At 69.1% G+C, this 13744-nt stretch carries 16 protein-coding genes and 1 pseudogene; 8 read left to right on the plus strand and 9 right to left on the minus strand.

Going from position 1 to position 13744, the window contains the following annotated elements:
* Window positions 1-35: 35 nt before the first annotated feature.
* A complete protein-coding gene (locus tag E2651_RS10045; RefSeq protein WP_135330708.1) occupies window positions 36-608 on the minus strand; it encodes a GNAT family protein in 573 nt (190 codons plus the stop codon).
* A gap of 68 nt (window positions 609-676) precedes the next feature.
* Here E2651_RS10045 and E2651_RS10050 point away from each other — a divergent pair, with 68 nt between their 5' ends.
* Both E2651_RS10050 and E2651_RS10055 read left to right on the plus strand, forming a co-directional pair.
* Window positions 677-1282, plus strand: a complete 606-nt coding sequence (locus tag E2651_RS10050) for a TetR/AcrR family transcriptional regulator (RefSeq protein WP_209446110.1) — start codon at window positions 677-679, stop codon at window positions 1280-1282.
* A 100-nt stretch (window positions 1283-1382) separates the two neighbouring features.
* Window positions 1383-2288, plus strand: a complete 906-nt coding sequence (locus tag E2651_RS10055) for an alpha/beta hydrolase (protein WP_135330709.1) — start codon at window positions 1383-1385, stop codon at window positions 2286-2288.
* A 30-nt stretch (window positions 2289-2318) separates the two neighbouring features.
* On the opposite strand, the gene E2651_RS10060 is transcribed toward E2651_RS10055, so the two are convergent.
* Complete coding sequence (locus tag E2651_RS10060) at window positions 2319-2969, minus strand: hypothetical protein (protein ID WP_348541621.1); 651 nt, start codon at window positions 2967-2969, stop codon at window positions 2319-2321.
* Window positions 2970-3001: 32 nt separating this feature from the next.
* Here E2651_RS10060 and E2651_RS10065 point away from each other — a divergent pair, with 32 nt between their 5' ends.
* The 3 genes from E2651_RS10065 (at window position 3002) to E2651_RS43880 (ending at window position 6998) form a co-directional block, all read left to right on the plus strand.
* Complete coding sequence (locus E2651_RS10065) at window positions 3002-6151, plus strand: Tn3 family transposase (RefSeq protein WP_135330710.1); 3150 nt, start codon at window positions 3002-3004, stop codon at window positions 6149-6151.
* Window positions 6152-6323: 172 nt separating this feature from the next.
* Window positions 6324-6743 carry a hypothetical protein gene (locus tag E2651_RS45190; protein ID WP_245238720.1) on the plus strand — a complete coding sequence of 140 codons (420 nt, stop codon included), beginning with the start codon at window positions 6324-6326 and terminating at the stop codon, window positions 6741-6743.
* 99 nt (window positions 6744-6842) lie between these two features.
* Entirely contained in the window at window positions 6843-6998 is a 156-nt protein-coding gene (locus E2651_RS43880; protein WP_167828758.1) for a hypothetical protein, read from the plus strand.
* A gap of 375 nt (window positions 6999-7373) precedes the next feature.
* Here the strand turns inward: E2651_RS43880 and E2651_RS10075 are convergent, their stop codons facing one another.
* The gene (locus E2651_RS10075; protein ID WP_135330712.1) at window positions 7374-7613 is read right to left on the minus strand and encodes a hypothetical protein; all 240 of its coding nucleotides are present in this window, start codon (window positions 7611-7613) and stop codon (window positions 7374-7376) included.
* A 29-nt stretch (window positions 7614-7642) separates the two neighbouring features.
* On the minus strand, window positions 7643-8302 hold the full coding sequence (locus tag E2651_RS10080) for a 2OG-Fe(II) oxygenase (RefSeq protein WP_167828759.1): 660 nt from the start codon (window positions 8300-8302) through the stop codon (window positions 7643-7645).
* A 186-nt stretch (window positions 8303-8488) separates the two neighbouring features.
* On the opposite strand from E2651_RS10080, the gene E2651_RS10085 reads away from it, so the two are divergent.
* Window positions 8489-8815: a phage tail protein gene (locus tag E2651_RS10085; RefSeq protein WP_135330714.1), complete on the plus strand. Its 327-nt coding sequence runs from the start codon at window positions 8489-8491 to the stop codon at window positions 8813-8815.
* Between the two features lie 132 nt (window positions 8816-8947).
* Here E2651_RS10085 and E2651_RS10090 read toward each other — a convergent pair whose 3' ends face one another.
* The gene (locus E2651_RS10090; RefSeq protein WP_167828760.1) at window positions 8948-9208 is read right to left on the minus strand and encodes a hypothetical protein; all 261 of its coding nucleotides are present in this window, start codon (window positions 9206-9208) and stop codon (window positions 8948-8950) included.
* A gap of 21 nt (window positions 9209-9229) precedes the next feature.
* Here E2651_RS10090 and E2651_RS10095 point away from each other — a divergent pair, with 21 nt between their 5' ends.
* Both E2651_RS10095 and E2651_RS10100 read left to right on the plus strand, forming a co-directional pair.
* Window positions 9230-9598, plus strand: a complete 369-nt coding sequence (locus tag E2651_RS10095; RefSeq protein WP_135330716.1) for a hypothetical protein — start codon at window positions 9230-9232, stop codon at window positions 9596-9598.
* Between the two features lie 180 nt (window positions 9599-9778).
* Window positions 9779-10696 carry a recombinase family protein gene (locus E2651_RS10100; RefSeq protein ID WP_135330717.1) on the plus strand — a complete coding sequence of 306 codons (918 nt, stop codon included), beginning with the start codon at window positions 9779-9781 and terminating at the stop codon, window positions 10694-10696.
* A gap of 33 nt (window positions 10697-10729) precedes the next feature.
* Here E2651_RS10100 and E2651_RS10105 read toward each other — a convergent pair.
* From E2651_RS10105 to E2651_RS10120, 4 genes and pseudogenes are all read right to left on the minus strand, one after another.
* Window positions 10730-11233, minus strand: a pseudogene (locus E2651_RS10105) (SDR family NAD(P)-dependent oxidoreductase); the annotation flags it as partial.
* A gap of 83 nt (window positions 11234-11316) precedes the next feature.
* Window positions 11317-12192, minus strand: coding sequence for a transporter substrate-binding domain-containing protein (locus E2651_RS10110; protein WP_167828761.1), 876 nt, complete (start codon window positions 12190-12192; stop codon window positions 11317-11319).
* A gap of 44 nt (window positions 12193-12236) precedes the next feature.
* A complete protein-coding gene (locus E2651_RS10115) occupies window positions 12237-12998 on the minus strand; it encodes a hypothetical protein (RefSeq protein ID WP_135330720.1) in 762 nt (253 codons plus the stop codon).
* Between the two features lie 128 nt (window positions 12999-13126).
* Window positions 13127-13663 carry a hypothetical protein gene (locus tag E2651_RS10120; protein WP_135330721.1) on the minus strand — a complete coding sequence of 179 codons (537 nt, stop codon included), beginning with the start codon at window positions 13661-13663 and terminating at the stop codon, window positions 13127-13129.
* Window positions 13664-13744 lie beyond the last annotated feature (81 nt).

Consider the following 13744-nt stretch of genomic DNA (forward strand, 5'->3'; position numbering starts at 1 on the left):
GACTTCGGCGGAGGCGGCGACTTCGGGGGCGGGTTCTAGGCGGCCTTCGGCTGCTCGCCCGATCCCTCACCCCGCCACTCGTGCGCGAGCAGCGACCAGATCTCCATGTCGTGCCGGACCCCGCGGTAGAGGGACTGGTCCCGCAGGGTGCCGTCCAGGTGCATGCCCATCCGCTGGGCGACGGCCCTGCTGCGGGTGTTGCCCGCGCTGTTCCACCACTCGATCCGGTGCATCCCCCGCTCACCGAAGGCGTACGCGATCAAGTGCCGTACGCCCGCGCTGATCAGCCCCTGGCCCTCGCCCGCGGGTTCCGTCCACACGCCGATCTCGCAGTTGCCGCGCTCGGCGTCGAACTGCACGAACATCACGCCGCCGACCAGGGTGCCGTCCAGCCAGATCCCGTAGATCCGCCCGGCGTCGGCGGCCTGCTTGTCCGCGAAGAGCTGGAGCGTGGCGCGGGCGGACGCCACGTCGGTGGAGCGGGTGGCCCACGGGATCCACGGGTCGGTGTGCGGGCGGGCCCGGTCGATGTGGGCGAGGAACTCGTCGGCCTGCCAGGGCTCCAGGAGGCGGAGCTCGGCACTCTCGGTCAGCGGTATGGCGTACATGGCGGTTCCTAGGTACGAGAGGTACGGAGTACGTACGTAACGAACGTTGGGTATGTACCCTACCGGGTATGACGCCAGCCCGTGGAGACCATGACGCCCGCCGGACCGAGGTCTCCCAGGCGGTGTGGCGGGTCCTTGCCGCGCGCGGTTTCGGCGGCCTCACGCTGCGCGCGGTCGCCACGGAGATGGGGGCGACCACCGGCCTTCTGACGCACTACTTCCCGAGCAAGCGGGCCCTGGTCCGCCACGCCCTCGACGTGCTCGACCGCCGGTCCGCAGACCGCCCGCGCCCCGCGGCGGAACGGGCCGGGGCGGCGTCGGGCCTGGTGATGCTGCGGGCCCGGCTCCTGGACATCCTCCCCCTGGACGCGGAGAGCGCGGCGAGCAACCGCATCTGGGTGGGCTCCTGGGACGTCGCGCTCGCCGACCCGGACCTCGCGGACGAGCACGCGGCGCGCTACCGCCAGGGCCGCGAGCGGATGGCCGAGCACATCGAGGAGGCCCAGCGCCGGGGCGAACTGCCGCCCGCTCCACCGGCCGGGGATGTGGCGGCGGCAGCCCAGAGCTTCGTACTGGGCCTGGTCGTCCAGGCGCTGTTCGCGCCGGGGGAGTTCTCGGCCGAGCGGCAGACGGCGCTGGTCGACGAGTTTCTGGCGGGGCTGGCGGACGGCTGAGGGGGCCGACGCAAGGGGACAGGACGGCATACCGCTTGACGCGACGCCCATATGGCGAGACGATACGTATCGTACCGTCACGACGAGCGCAGGAGTCCCCATGAAGGAATCGGCCGCATCGAACCCCCGGGCCCAGGAGCAGTACGTGGACGTCGCCCCCGGCGTGCGGCTGTGGACCGAACGGATGGGCGCGCCCGACGCCCCCGCGCTGCTCCTGGTCATGGGCGCTCAGGCCTCCGGGCTCGGCTGGCCCGACCCCCTGGTCGAAGCGCTGGCGGCCCACCATCAGGTGATCCGCTACGACCACCGGGACACGGGCCGCTCGACCTCCACCTTCGACGAACGCCCTTACCCCATCACGGACTTGGCGCAAGACGCGCTATCGGTCCTGGACGGCCTGGGCATCGAGCGGGCCCACGTGGTGGGCATGTCGCTGGGCGGCATGCTGACGCAGTTGGTCCTGGCGGACCACCCCGAACGCGTACTGAGCGCGACGCTGATCGGCACCTGCGCGATGAGCGCAACGCCGTACAAGGCCCCGGACGGAACCGAGATCCCCGTACCGGACCTCCCCGGCATCTCCCCCCGGATCCTGGACCTTTGGTCACGCCCGGTCGAGGACAAGGGCCTGGAGGCGGAACTGGACCGCAGGGTGGAGCACTGGCACGCCCTGAACGGCACCCGACTCCCCTTCGACGCCGACTACTTCCGCGCCCTGGAACGCAGGATCATCGCCCACACCGGCACCCACGTGGCCTCGACGGCCCACGCCCGTGCGGACGACGCGAACATGCTCCGTACCAAGGAACTGGCCACCACTCAGATCCCCACCCTGATCATCTCCCCCACGGCAGAGCCGGTGTTCCCGCCCCCGCACCCCCAGCACCTGACCCAGGTGATCGCGGGCGCCCGCCTGACGGAAATCCCGGGCATGGGGCATGCGTTGCCGGCGGAGGTGCTGGGGCCACTGGCAGAGGCGATCTTGTCGAACAGCCTCGGGGAGTGAGGTGATTCCGGCGGATCCGGCACGGCCCGCTCAGGCGTGCCCCGCTCGGGCGTGCCCCGCTCGGGCGTGCCCCGCTCGGGCGTGCCCCGTGAGCTCCGCCGACAGTTGCCACAGCCGGGCCGCCGCCTCCGGGTCCGTCGCCCACGGCTTCACTCCGCCGATGAGCATGTCCTCGGTCGTCGCGGGCTCCGCGATGTCGCAGTCCTGGCAGTACGCGCCGCCGTGAGCGTCCAGGAGAGGTGACGTCGCCGCCCAGACCGCCGTGGCCGCGCCCTGTGCCGGGGTCTTGAAGCCGGGGGCCGGTGTGCCGTCGGGGGTCATCCAGCCCTGTGCGATCTGCTCCTCGCGGGGGATGTGGCGTTGGAGGGGAGTCAGGATGCTTCCGGGGTGTACGGCGAAGGCGCATGGGCCCGTGCCGGTCGCGGCGCTCAGGGAGTTCAGGTGGAGGGCGAAGAGCGCGTTCGCAGTCTTCGACTGGGCGTAGGCCAGCCGGCGGTCGTAGCCGTCGCGGACGAAGTGCGGGTCCTCCCAGCGGATGCCGGAGAGGAAGTGGCCGGAGGAGGATACCGGGCTTGGGGAACATCGGTACAGCGGTTGGCGCTGAGAACGATCTTGAGCGGTGAGCGGTGGACTTCTAGCACGAGTGGTCTGCTTCCTGGGGCCCTTCGGCCAAAGATCCACGTTCTGTAGCGGCGGGTGGTTGGCTCCGCCGCATGCCGGTGGAATTTCTGACGGATGACCAGGCGGAGGCGTACGGGAAGTTCGTCGAGGAGCCGACGCGTCCGGAGTTGGAGCGCTTCTTCTTCCTGGACGACGTGGACCGCGATCTGATCGCGCTGCGGCGTACGCAGTACCACCAACTGGGCTTCGCGCTACAGATGTGCACGGTGCGCTACATCGGCAGGTTCCTCCCCGACGATCCGCTGAGCGTGCCGTGGCCGGTGCTGGAGCACCTGGCCGAGCAGCTGGGCATCGAGGACGTCTCGGTCGTGAAGCGGTACACCGAGCGTCCGAAGACCGCGTACGAGCACGCGTGGGAGATCCGGGACGCGTACGAGTATCACGAGTACGACGACCCGGAGTGGGGTCGGAAGTTCCGGACGTTCCTGCACGGGCGGGCGTGGACCGCGCATTCGGAGGGGCCGAAGGCGCTGTTCGACTATGCGGTGGGCTGGCTGCGGAAGCACCGGGTGCTGCTGCCCGGGGTGTCGGTGCTGGCGCGGCAGGTGTCCGAGGTCCGCGAGATCGCGGACAAGCGCCTGCACACGACGGTCGCCAGGGCGGCCTGGCGGGCGGACCCGTCGCTGCCCGCCGACCTGGTGGCGCTGCTGGAGACGCCGGAGGGTCGGCGGTACTCGTACCTGGAGACCTTCCGCCGGCCGCCGACGAAGACCACCGGTACGGCGATGAAGCGGGCGCTGGAGCGGGTGGATGAGATCGCGGTGTACCGGCTGGGACGGGTGAAGCTGGACAAGCTCCCGCCGAACCGGCTCGCCGCGCTGGCCCGGTACGGCCTGGGGTCGAAGGCGACGAGCCTGGAGCGGGCGAGCGAGCCGAAGCGCACCGCGATGCTGACCGCGGTGATGCGGCACCTGGAGGCCAAGGCGATTGACGACGCGCTGGAGCTGTTCACGGTGCTGATGTCGACCAAGCTGCTCAGCACCGCGAAGCGGCTCACGAACAAGGACCGGCTCTCCACGCTGCCGCAGCTGGAGAGGGCGTCGCGGATCACGGCCCGCATCTCGAAGGTGTTCATGGAGGAGCTGGAGCACATCGAGGAGAGCGGCAAGGCGGTGGACGCGGCCGCGATGTGGAAGGCCCTGGAGGAGGTCGCGCCGAGGGCCCAGCTGTGGAGCGCGGCCGCCACCGTGGCCAGTCTGGTTCCAGAGGACGACGACTCGGCGGAGATCGCGATCCGCGAGGCGCTGGCCAACCGCTACAACACGGTGCGCCCGTTCCTGTCGCTGCTCGGCGACACCAAGATGCTCGGCGCGGCCCCGGCCGGGGAGCGGGTCCTGGCGGCGGTCAAGGGCCTGCCCGCGCTCAGCCGCCGCCAGGTGACGAAGAAGCCGCTGCTGAAGCGGGAGGTCGACGACAAGGTGGTGCCGCCGTACTGGCGCAAGGCGGTGTACGCGAACAAGGACCTGCCGCAGGGTGCGGTGGACCGCGACGCGTATGTGGTGTGCGTGCTGGAGGAGCTGTATCGGGCGCTGGTCAGCCGTGCCATCTTCGCGTCTCCCTCGCACCGCTTCTCCAACCCGCGTGCCCGGCTGCTGGACGGCAAGCCGTGGCTGGCGGTGCGCGAGGACGTACTGGCTGGCCTGAGCCTGGAGGCGCCCGTCGAGGAGCATCTGGCGGAGCTGGTGCGGGTGCTGGATGCGGCGTGGAAGCAGATGGCCGAACGCCTCGAAGAGGCCGGCGCGGATGCGAAGGTCAGCATCGAGATACCCGAGGGCGGCGGCCGCGCGAAGCTGAACGTCGACAAGCTCGGGGCGCTGGGGGTGCCCAAGTCGCTGGCCTGGCTGCGGCGCCGGGTGGAGAAGATGCTCCCGAAGATCGACCTGCCGGACCTGCTGTTCGAGGTGCACTCCTGGACCGGGTTCCTGGACGCCTTCGTGCACCTGGGCGACGGCAAGACCCGTATGAAGGACCTCACCACCTCGGTCGTCGCGCTCCTGGTAAGCGAGGCGTGCAACATCGGCATGACCCCGGTGACCAACCCCGGCCACGAGGCACTCACCCGCTCCCGGCTGGTCCACGTCGACCAGTACTACCTACGGGCCGACACCATCGCCGCGGCGAACGCCGCCCTGATCGAGGCCCAGGCGAAGGTGCCGATCGTGGCGCACTGGGGCAACGGGCTGCTCGCCTCCGTCGACGGCCTGCGCTTCGTCGTCCCGGTCCGCTCCATCAGCACCGCCCCGAACCCGAAGTACTTCGGGTTCAAGCGCGGCATCACCTGGCTGAACGCCGTCAACGACCAGGTGTTCGGGATCGGGCAGATGGTGGTCCCGGGCACGCCCCGCGACTCCCTGCACATCCTGGACGCCCTGCTGAACCTCGACGGCGGGGTGAAGCCGGAGATGGTCGCCACCGACAACGCCTCGTACAGCGACATGGTGTTCGGCCTGTTCAAGATCCTGGGCTACAACTTCTCCCCGCGGTTCAAGGACCTGGACGACCAAAGGTTCTGGCGGGCCGAGATGGACGGGATCGAGACCGGCGGCTACGGGCCGCTGGCGGATCTCGCCCGCACCAACAAGGTGAACCTGAAGAAGGTGACCGCAGAGTGGGAGGAGATGCTGAAGGTAGCCGGCTCGCTGGTCACCAACCAAGTGCGGGCCTATGACCTGCTGCGAATGTTCGGCAATCACGGGCGGCCCTCACCGCTGGGCCAAGCGTTCGCCGAGTACGGGCGGATCGCCAAGACCCTGCACCTGCTCCAGGTCGTCGACCCCGTCGATGACACCTACCGGCGGCAGATGGGCAAGCAGCTGTCCGTCCAGGAGTCCCGCCACACCCTCGCCCGGGACATCTGCCACGGCAAGCGGGGCACCATCCACCAGGCATACCGGGACGGCATGGAGGACCAACTCGGGTCACTGGGCCTGGTGCTGAACGCCGTCGTGCTCTGGACGACGAAGTACATCGACGCCGCGGTCGCCCAGCTCCGTGCCGAGGGCCACGAGATCAGCGACGAGGACGTCGCCCGCCTCTCCCCGCTGAAGTTCAAGAACCTCAACGTCCTGGGCCGCTACAACTTCACCCCCTCCACCCCGCCCCAGGGCCTGCGCCCGCTGCGCGACCCGGACGCTCCCGAGCTCGACGATGACGAAGACGAGTGGGCCGCCCCAGCTGCGTGACTCAGTCTCAGTCCGTCTCGAAGGCGTCCTCCCGCAGGTGCGCGGGTGCAACACCGGTGACATCGGGGTAGTCCTGGACGAGGCAGGAGAGTGCCCTGGTAGGAGAACGAGGAAGGTCAGGCTGTGAGCTCATTCGGAGGCAACATTGTTTAGTACTGTTCGGCCTTCTTTGGTGGTCTTTGAACCGCCGATTGCGGAGGGAGCGGGTCCCGGAGCCCAGTTGAGGGAGATCAAATTTAGGTTCAATCCAGAACAGCTCATCCTTGGGGAGACCGCGTCGCGGACCAGGGCGCCCGAGCCCACTGGGAAGCAGGCGCGAACGCTGAGCTTGGAAATGTTCCTCGATTCGAGCTCCTGCGACGTAATGGACCAGCTGAATTTTCTGATGGACTGTTGTTCGCCGACGCCTGGCAGCGTCAAGGCCAAGCGGCCGAGTCCGCCATGGGTCAGGATCGAATGGGGGAGGGCTGCCCTGGCCACCTTCAACGCGTACGTCACCCAAGCCGGCGGGCAACTCACGAAGTTCGACAACGACGGTACGCCGACCCACGCGATCGTTTCAGTGACCCTTGAGGAGATCGGCGAGCAATAGCTCGCGGTCTCACAAACGATCGTTATCGTTCGCAGAGTGAGCCCGGGTTCAAGCCCGCTAGGTTCGGCAAGCACTACTCGACGATCGATCGGTGGAGAGATGACTGCGGAAAACGGGCTGGCTGGGCAGGACCTCACGCTGGTGATCGGGACCACCGAGATGGGCTCGGTCGAGACGATCGCGGAAGTCGCTTTGGGCGACGACGCCGTCAAGATCGGCGAGAGCACCACGGTCGATGACGCCTTCATCGAGTGAAGCCGGATGTCGCCCAGCCCGGTCAGATCAGGCTGGTGGTGGCAGAAGGGCAGTCTCAGGACCTCGCCAGCCAGCTCGGCGAAACGCCGGCGGAAGGCGAAGCCGGCCAGTGACAGCGGCCAGCGATATCTCCCCACGTACGGCCAGTTGATAGATGACCCTCCGTAGCGCGATTGAGGACTGCCTGAATGTTGTGGCGTGGGTGATCGGTGTGGCGCTCGCGCTGGTCGTAGTCAGGAGGCTGGGGGCTGGAGCGGAGGTCATCTGACAGGTTGGGGGTGGGGCCCTTCAGCTTGGGCGGGCTCGGCCCGCGGCTTGGAGATTGCCGCGGGTCGCTCTGTGCCGACTTGGTCGCCGGGCTCCGCGAGGCCGCCGTTACTGGACCTTGAGGGCCTCGTGGTCGGGTCCGGGCAGGGGGGCGTCGGGCTGCTGACGCTGCCAGCCGTGGCCTTGTGCTTCCGCCGCTCGGGTCGTGGGATCGTCCACCGTGAGTGCCTGGTCGTCGGGGTCTGGGAGTGGGGCGTCGGGTTGCTGACGCTGCCAGCCGTGGCTGGCCGGCTCGGCGGCGCGGTCCAGCAAGTCGACGACGGGGGTGGCGGGGTGAGACGTTTCCATGAGGTTTGCCTTCCAGTGCTCGTCGAGGGTTAGGACACGTGGATGGTGAGGGCGAAGCGACGGTCTGCGAATGCCGTGGAGGGGCAGTGCGTGGCTGTCACTTCGTGGTGGACGGTTACGGGGAACAGCAGCAGGGTGTCGAAGGCCGGCTCGATGGTGCGGTAGGTGTCCGCGCGCCAGGCCCGATCGCCCTGGGCGGCGGTGTCGTACAGCCGCAGCTGGCCGCCGGTGAACGGCTGGGGCCTGCGATGGAAGTAGTACAGGCCGGTCAGTTGCTCCCCGCCCTCCGCCCCCGCGATGCCCGCGTCGGTGTGCGAGGGGAAACCTTGGCCGTCGCCGTAGGCGGTGATCTCGGTGGTGGCCCGGGCACCAGGGACCCGGATACCGAGCACGCTGCGGGCCAGCGGCAGGCAGTTGGCCAACCGCTGGCGCAAGACTGGGCTATCGGTGGACAGATAGGCCGCCGGCCGCTTCAGCCCCGCCGCCTGGCCCGAGACGAAGTCCCCCTCGCGCTCGACCGCGAAGCGCCACAGGGCATCGGCCCCAGCCTCACCCAGGAAGCCTTCCACTCGCATGAGCGGTGCCGGGATCACGGCGATCTGCTGCTCGGCTGCGGACCTCCCCGAGAGCACCGCGGAAGGTATCGGGATGACTCCGCTACCCTGCGCGGGCGTGGTTGTTTCCTGCATACCGCCAGCGGACCGCGCACCAGGCCCTACACGTAAGGGCGCGCACTCGGCGCACAAGAGCACGCACGCCCCGTAAAGGCCCTGCATCGTGCGTTGAATAAATGGGGCGTGCCTCGACAGCAGACCACGAATCACCCTCATACACGGCCAGTTGGTAGAGCCTCACCACGGCGCGATGTGGGGTACATGAACCGACGAGAGCTCGGTGTGAAGCATCTCAAGGACGTCCCCCAGATCTGCCGTGATGTCAGGTCCTACCTCCTTCGCCCACGCAGCGTCACCGCTGGCGGCCAGTTAGTTCCCCAGCGACTGGCCGCCAGCGGGGAATCTCAACTGGCCACTCACAGCCAGAACGTCACCCTCGCCGTCAAAGACGCTGGCGGTGCTGTCCGGCGGATCAACCTGATCAACGCCTGGGCGAGTCAGTGGAGCTCTCCGGGTCTCGAAGCCGAGGGCAGCGGGTCGGCGATTGAGTCGGTCACCATCACGTACGAAGACATCACCATCGAATAGTTGCCGCTCAAGTGGCCCTGCTCGACTGCTGGGTGCGTCCCAGACGGCGGAGCCGTCTGGGACGCACTGCTGTGACCTGATGACCAACCGTCGGTCAGCGTGGCTCCGGCGGCGAGTGGTTCAGGGCCCGGGTCAGCTCCCGGTTCGCCGCCCGGGCCGCTTCCAGCTCTTCCGTCCGCTCTTCGAGCTGTCCACGCGTGTCGCGCCCTGGAGCACCCCCTCGTCCGCGAGGACAAGACCGTCCACCTCGCCCTCGCCCTCGCCGTCGAGTCGGCGGAACTCCGTGTCGCCGTCGGCCCGCAGGGCGACGCCCGCCTCCACGAACTCTTCGACGGCCCGTGCGCGACGGTCGTCCGCACGGCACTGGAGCGGGAACAGGCCCGGCCAGGACACCGCTCGATCACCTACAACCCGATGGACGGCCTCGGGCCGGACACCATCCTGCTCGTCGAGGACCAAGCCCTGTGCGAAGACGGAGAGGACCGAGGCGAACTGATGCTCTCCTTCTCGTCCTCGCTCAACCCGCACCTCCTGAGTGCCTTCGCCCCGCCCGTCGCGGAGGCGGTGCGCCAAGTCCTGGGGCGGCACGTGAAGGCTGAGGATCTGGAGATCACGCCGACGAAGGGGCCAAGCTGTGGCGGAGTCCGGGACCTGATCGTGGAGCTGTTGGCGTCCCACCCCCTTGTTTGCCGCGTCGGTGAGATCACCGAGTTCCGGGGCGACGTCGGACTCAGGGTGGAGATCGGCGGCCTCGACTTCGGCGTCTGGGTGGAGCCTGCCTAGCCACCCCGTCGCTGCCTGCCTGTCGTCAAACGATCGTTTGCCGACATGCGGTCCGGACGTCCAATGAACCCGTGCGAACCCCAGGTCCGCGGCGGCGCGAATCCAATCAGATCCGATGATGATTGCTGACAGGGTTTGACGACAGGTAGGGTCAGATCCTCCGTCAGGAAGGGGCGTCCGGTGGCGAACCTGGTCTACAAGCGGGTCTCGACCGACCAGCAGTCCACCGCACGGCAGGACCTCGTCCTCCACGAGGCCGGCATCGAGGACCCGATCGGCTTCGAAGAGGACCCCGGCACCTCCAGCCGCCTCCACCCCCTCCAGCGCCCGAAGTTCCGCGCGCTCCTGGACTACGCCCGGCCGCACGACATCGTGCACGTCTCCGAGATGTTCCGCCTCGTCCGCGGCACCGGGCACATCCTCGACGTGCTCGACGTCCTGCACGCGAACCGCCTGGCCCTGCGCATCCACGACGGAGCGTTCTCCGCCATGGACCTCACCGCCCGCCACCCGCGCACCGGAGAACTGCTGTCCACGGTGAAGTTCATGGTGCAGACCCTCGCGGCGGCTGGCGAACTGCAGCGCGACCTCCAGCGAGAGCTGACCTACGACGGGCTGCGGGCCGCCGAGGCCAAGGGCAGCAAGGGTGGCCGCCGCCCTGCCGTCCCGACCCAGAAGACCGACGCCGTGCGTACTGCGTACCTGGAGGGTCGGTCCATCGCCGCCCTCGCCCGCGAGCACGGCGTCAGCCGGGGCGCCATCCGCACGGCCGTTGCCGACCTCATGCCCGAACACGCCGCTGGCCACGAGGACACCTCGGCTCGGGAGGTGCCTGTCGTCCTCGACATGCCGGGCAAGGTCGCCGACTTCCTCCGCGCCACCGCCCTGGAGCCTGTCGAGCGGACCGCCCTCGACCAGGGCCAGGCTGTACAACGCGGCCAGGGCTACACCCTGCGCGTCAGCGCCGTCCCCGCCGTGCACCGAGGGCTCCTCGCCCGCTGCCAGCCGCTCGACGGCAGCCACGACCTTCCCGCGGTCCCGGCCCAGCGCAAGGCCCGCCGCGAGTACGAGAACAGGGTCAGCGCCCTCACGCCCTGAACAAGATCGTTCTCACCGCCAACCGCTGTACCGATGTTCCCCAAGCCCGGATACGGACACCACCCGGGCGTTGCGCGAACTCAGCGCCGGAGCAAGGCGGTTGGTGAGCGCGAAGTGGCCCAGGTGGTTGATCGCGAAGTGTGCCTCCCAGGCGCCGTCCGGGCCCATGCGGGTCTCGGGGCACGCCATGACGCCCGCGTTGTTGATGAGGATGTCGAGTTTGCGGTCGTCCGTCGTCAGGAAGTGGTCCGCGAACTTCCGGATGCTCGCCAGGTCCGCCAGGTCCAGCGCCCGCACCTCCACCCCGGGGATGTCCCGCAGCGCCTCCCGTGCCGTGGCGGGTCTGCGCGCCGGGACGATGACGTGCGCGCCCGCGCGGCTCAGGGCCCGCGTGATCTCCAGGCCGAGGCCCGAGTAGCCGCCGGTGACCAGCGCCGTCCTGCCGTGGAGATCGATCCCGTCGAGTACGTCGTCCGCCGTGCTGGACGCGTCGAAGCCGCTGCCGAGTTTGTCTTGCTGCTGCCGTGCTGTCGTCATGCGGGTGACCGTAGGAGTTGGAGCGCCCGCTAGCGCAAGCCAATGCAAGGGGCCGCACCCCGCCCTGCTGTTCGCACCCCGCCCTACTGCTGCGCCTTGCACGAGGAGTACGTGTTCAGATCGCCCGTGTCCGGCTTGAAGCGGTTCTGCCAGTCGCCGGGATAGGTGTCGACCAGGGCGGGCAGCTGCGTCTTGATGTCGTTGGCCCACTCCTCGTTGAGATAGTCCCGCACGGCCACGAGCAGCTTCTCGCAGTCCTCGGTATGACCCTTCTGCAGCCCGATCCCGTACCGGTTGGTGAGCCCGAACGCGACATCGGGGACGACCTTGAGCGGCACCTTGCTCCGCTTCTGCTGCTCCACATATCCGTACAGAAGCGCCTCATCGGTGAACACCGCGTCGACATTGCCTTGTTGGAGCTTGGACACACAGGTCGAGAAGTCCGCCTCCTCGCGGATCGTGGTGCGCGGGGGCAGGTCCGCACGCGCCGACGTCGATCCCTCGACCGTGCAGATGAGCTTGTCCTCGACGTCCTTCTCCTTCTTGATCTTGTTGTAGTTCTTCCGCACCAGGAAGCCCTGCTGGGTGTTGAGGTAAGGGCCGACGAAGTCGACTTCCTTCTCGCGCGCGGGAGTTATGGAGTACGTGGCGATCACCAGCGTCGCCGCGCCCTGGTCCAGCTCCTGCTCGCGCCGGCCGGTCGGCACGTCCTGGAAGCGGACGGCGAATCCGAGCTCCTTGCCCAGGTGGGCGGCCAGGTCCACCTCGAACCCGCGGTCGGTGTGGTTGGCGTGCAGGCTGAACCCCGGCTGGTCGAACGCCGTGCCGATGTGCACCGTGTCGTCGAGCAGCGACGGCTCCTCTTCCCCGTCGTCGCCGCAGGCCGTCGCCGCCACCAGCAGGAAGGCGGTCACCGCGAGCGCGGAACGGCGGGCGCGGGTCCGGTGTGAGCGCTTCATGGAGCGTCCCCAGTCGTCATCATGCGTCGTGTCGGCGCCGGTCATCAGTCGTCCAGTCGGGCCGAGTCGATCTTCAGGTCCAGCTTGCAGTTGCGTTCCGCCGCCGCCTCGACCGAGAGGCGGATGTCCTTGACGCCCTCGCCCAGGTCGAACCGGAACTCCTCGCCCGCCGGCTTGGTCTGCGGGCGGTTCCGGCCGGTACCCGGCCGCAGGGCCACGGTCAGCTGCGTGTTCGGGGCGCAGACCGGTGACTGGGGGTCGTACTCGGACACGGAGAAGGTGATCGTGAGGACCGGCCTGGTGCGGTCCGTGTGCGCGGAGGCGAGCACCGCCTTGCCCCCTTCGACGGGCCCCTCGGGCTCCAGGGAGAACTCGTCGGCGAGCTGCACCGGGCGGCTCTCCAGGTAGGTCCACACCGCCCACGACGAAAGCCCCACGACAAGGACCGCCAGCGGGATCACGGCCAGCATCAGGGGCGGGTAGAGCGGAAGTTCCTCGGTGTCCTTGGTGCGGGCCCGGATCAGGGAGAGCATGCCGCCGACGAACGCCAGCAACGCCCCCGCCACCACGCCGATCACGGTGGGGTCCCCGCCGAGCCGGTACCAGATGGCGGCCCCCGCGAGGATGACCACGAGATTGATGAAGATCATCAGGGCGAGCATCGAGGTGTTGTCCGCGAGGCGCGCCTTCACCGACGTGGCGACGCCCGTGAGCCAGGCCGGTGCCGCCCGCCGAGTGGCGCTCGGCGAGCCCGTGTCTCCGGATGGGTCCTGCCCTGACGGGTCCTGCGCCCCGTTGGCCGTCATGTGCGGAGGATACGTTCACTCGCCGGGCATCGACAGGCCAACGGGCGGACAGACAAAGGGAGTTGGCGGATGTGCTCAATGCCGGGCCGGGTTCGGTCGAAGACCGCGTTCAGCCGACGATCGCGCGCTCAATCGGTCTGGGACGACGTCACCTGCCACCGCCCCGAATGCCCCGGCGGGAGCGCCAGGTCGCGCCGGACCGCCGCGTAGTACTCCTCCCGCGTCGCGCGCTGGCGGGCGAGCAGCCGCGCCCACGCGTCGGGATCCCGGGTGCCCTCGCGCATGAAGCGCTCCATGTCGACCACCGTCATGACCCAGGTCCGTGCCGTGGTCACCACTTCCGGTGTGCCGAGCATCAGCAGCGCCTCGCCTGCCGGATCGCGCGCACTGGCCGCCTCGGCCAGGTGGGGTTCAGCGGCGGCGGGGGACAGGGGATGCGGATGCGGGTCGTTGCCGTGGTGGGCCGAGACGCGGTAGGTGAGGGTCACCGTCTGCTTCAGGACCCGGGCGTACTCGGTGTAGACGGTGAGCCGCCGCTCCTCCCAGCGGGCGGCCTGCTCCCGCTGGAAGCGCACACGGTCACCGCGCATGATCGCCGCGTACGAACCGAGGGCGCCGACGATCACGCCTATCAGGGCGGGGAGTTGCTGCAGGAAATCGGCCACGGCCCGAACCGTACCGAAGGTGCCGAAGGGCGGCCCCGGGAGCCCTTGACCGGGAGCCCCGGATACGCCGAGCGCCCGCCC

Origin of the sequence: Streptomyces sp. MZ04, from assembly GCF_004684775.1 — a bacterium.
Lineage (GTDB): Bacteria > Actinomycetota > Actinomycetes > Streptomycetales > Streptomycetaceae > Streptomyces.

Excerpts from the sequence above, each read along its gene's own strand:
- E2651_RS10055 (WP_135330709.1), top strand. The coding sequence starts at position 1,383 with ATGAAGGAATCGGCCGCATCGAACCCCCGGGCCCAGGAGCAGTACGTG.
- E2651_RS10080 (WP_167828759.1), bottom strand. The coding sequence starts at position 8,302 with ATGCAGGAAACAACCACGCCCGCGCAGGGTAGCGGAGTCATCCCGATA.
- E2651_RS10095 (WP_135330716.1), top strand. The coding sequence starts at position 9,230 with ATGGACGGCCTCGGGCCGGACACCATCCTGCTCGTCGAGGACCAAGCC.
- E2651_RS10075 (WP_135330712.1), bottom strand. The coding sequence starts at position 7,613 with ATGGAAACGTCTCACCCCGCCACCCCCGTCGTCGACTTGCTGGACCGC.
- E2651_RS43880 (WP_167828758.1), top strand. The coding sequence starts at position 6,843 with ATGACTGCGGAAAACGGGCTGGCTGGGCAGGACCTCACGCTGGTGATC.
- E2651_RS10115 (WP_135330720.1), bottom strand. The coding sequence starts at position 12,998 with ATGACGGCCAACGGGGCGCAGGACCCGTCAGGGCAGGACCCATCCGGA.
- E2651_RS10065 (WP_135330710.1), top strand. The coding sequence starts at position 3,002 with ATGCCGGTGGAATTTCTGACGGATGACCAGGCGGAGGCGTACGGGAAG.
- E2651_RS10045 (WP_135330708.1), bottom strand. The coding sequence starts at position 608 with ATGTACGCCATACCGCTGACCGAGAGTGCCGAGCTCCGCCTCCTGGAG.
- E2651_RS10085 (WP_135330714.1), top strand. The coding sequence starts at position 8,489 with ATGAACCGACGAGAGCTCGGTGTGAAGCATCTCAAGGACGTCCCCCAG.
- E2651_RS10110 (WP_167828761.1), bottom strand. The coding sequence starts at position 12,192 with ATGAAGCGCTCACACCGGACCCGCGCCCGCCGTTCCGCGCTCGCGGTG.
- E2651_RS10050 (WP_209446110.1), top strand. The coding sequence starts at position 677 with ATGACGCCAGCCCGTGGAGACCATGACGCCCGCCGGACCGAGGTCTCC.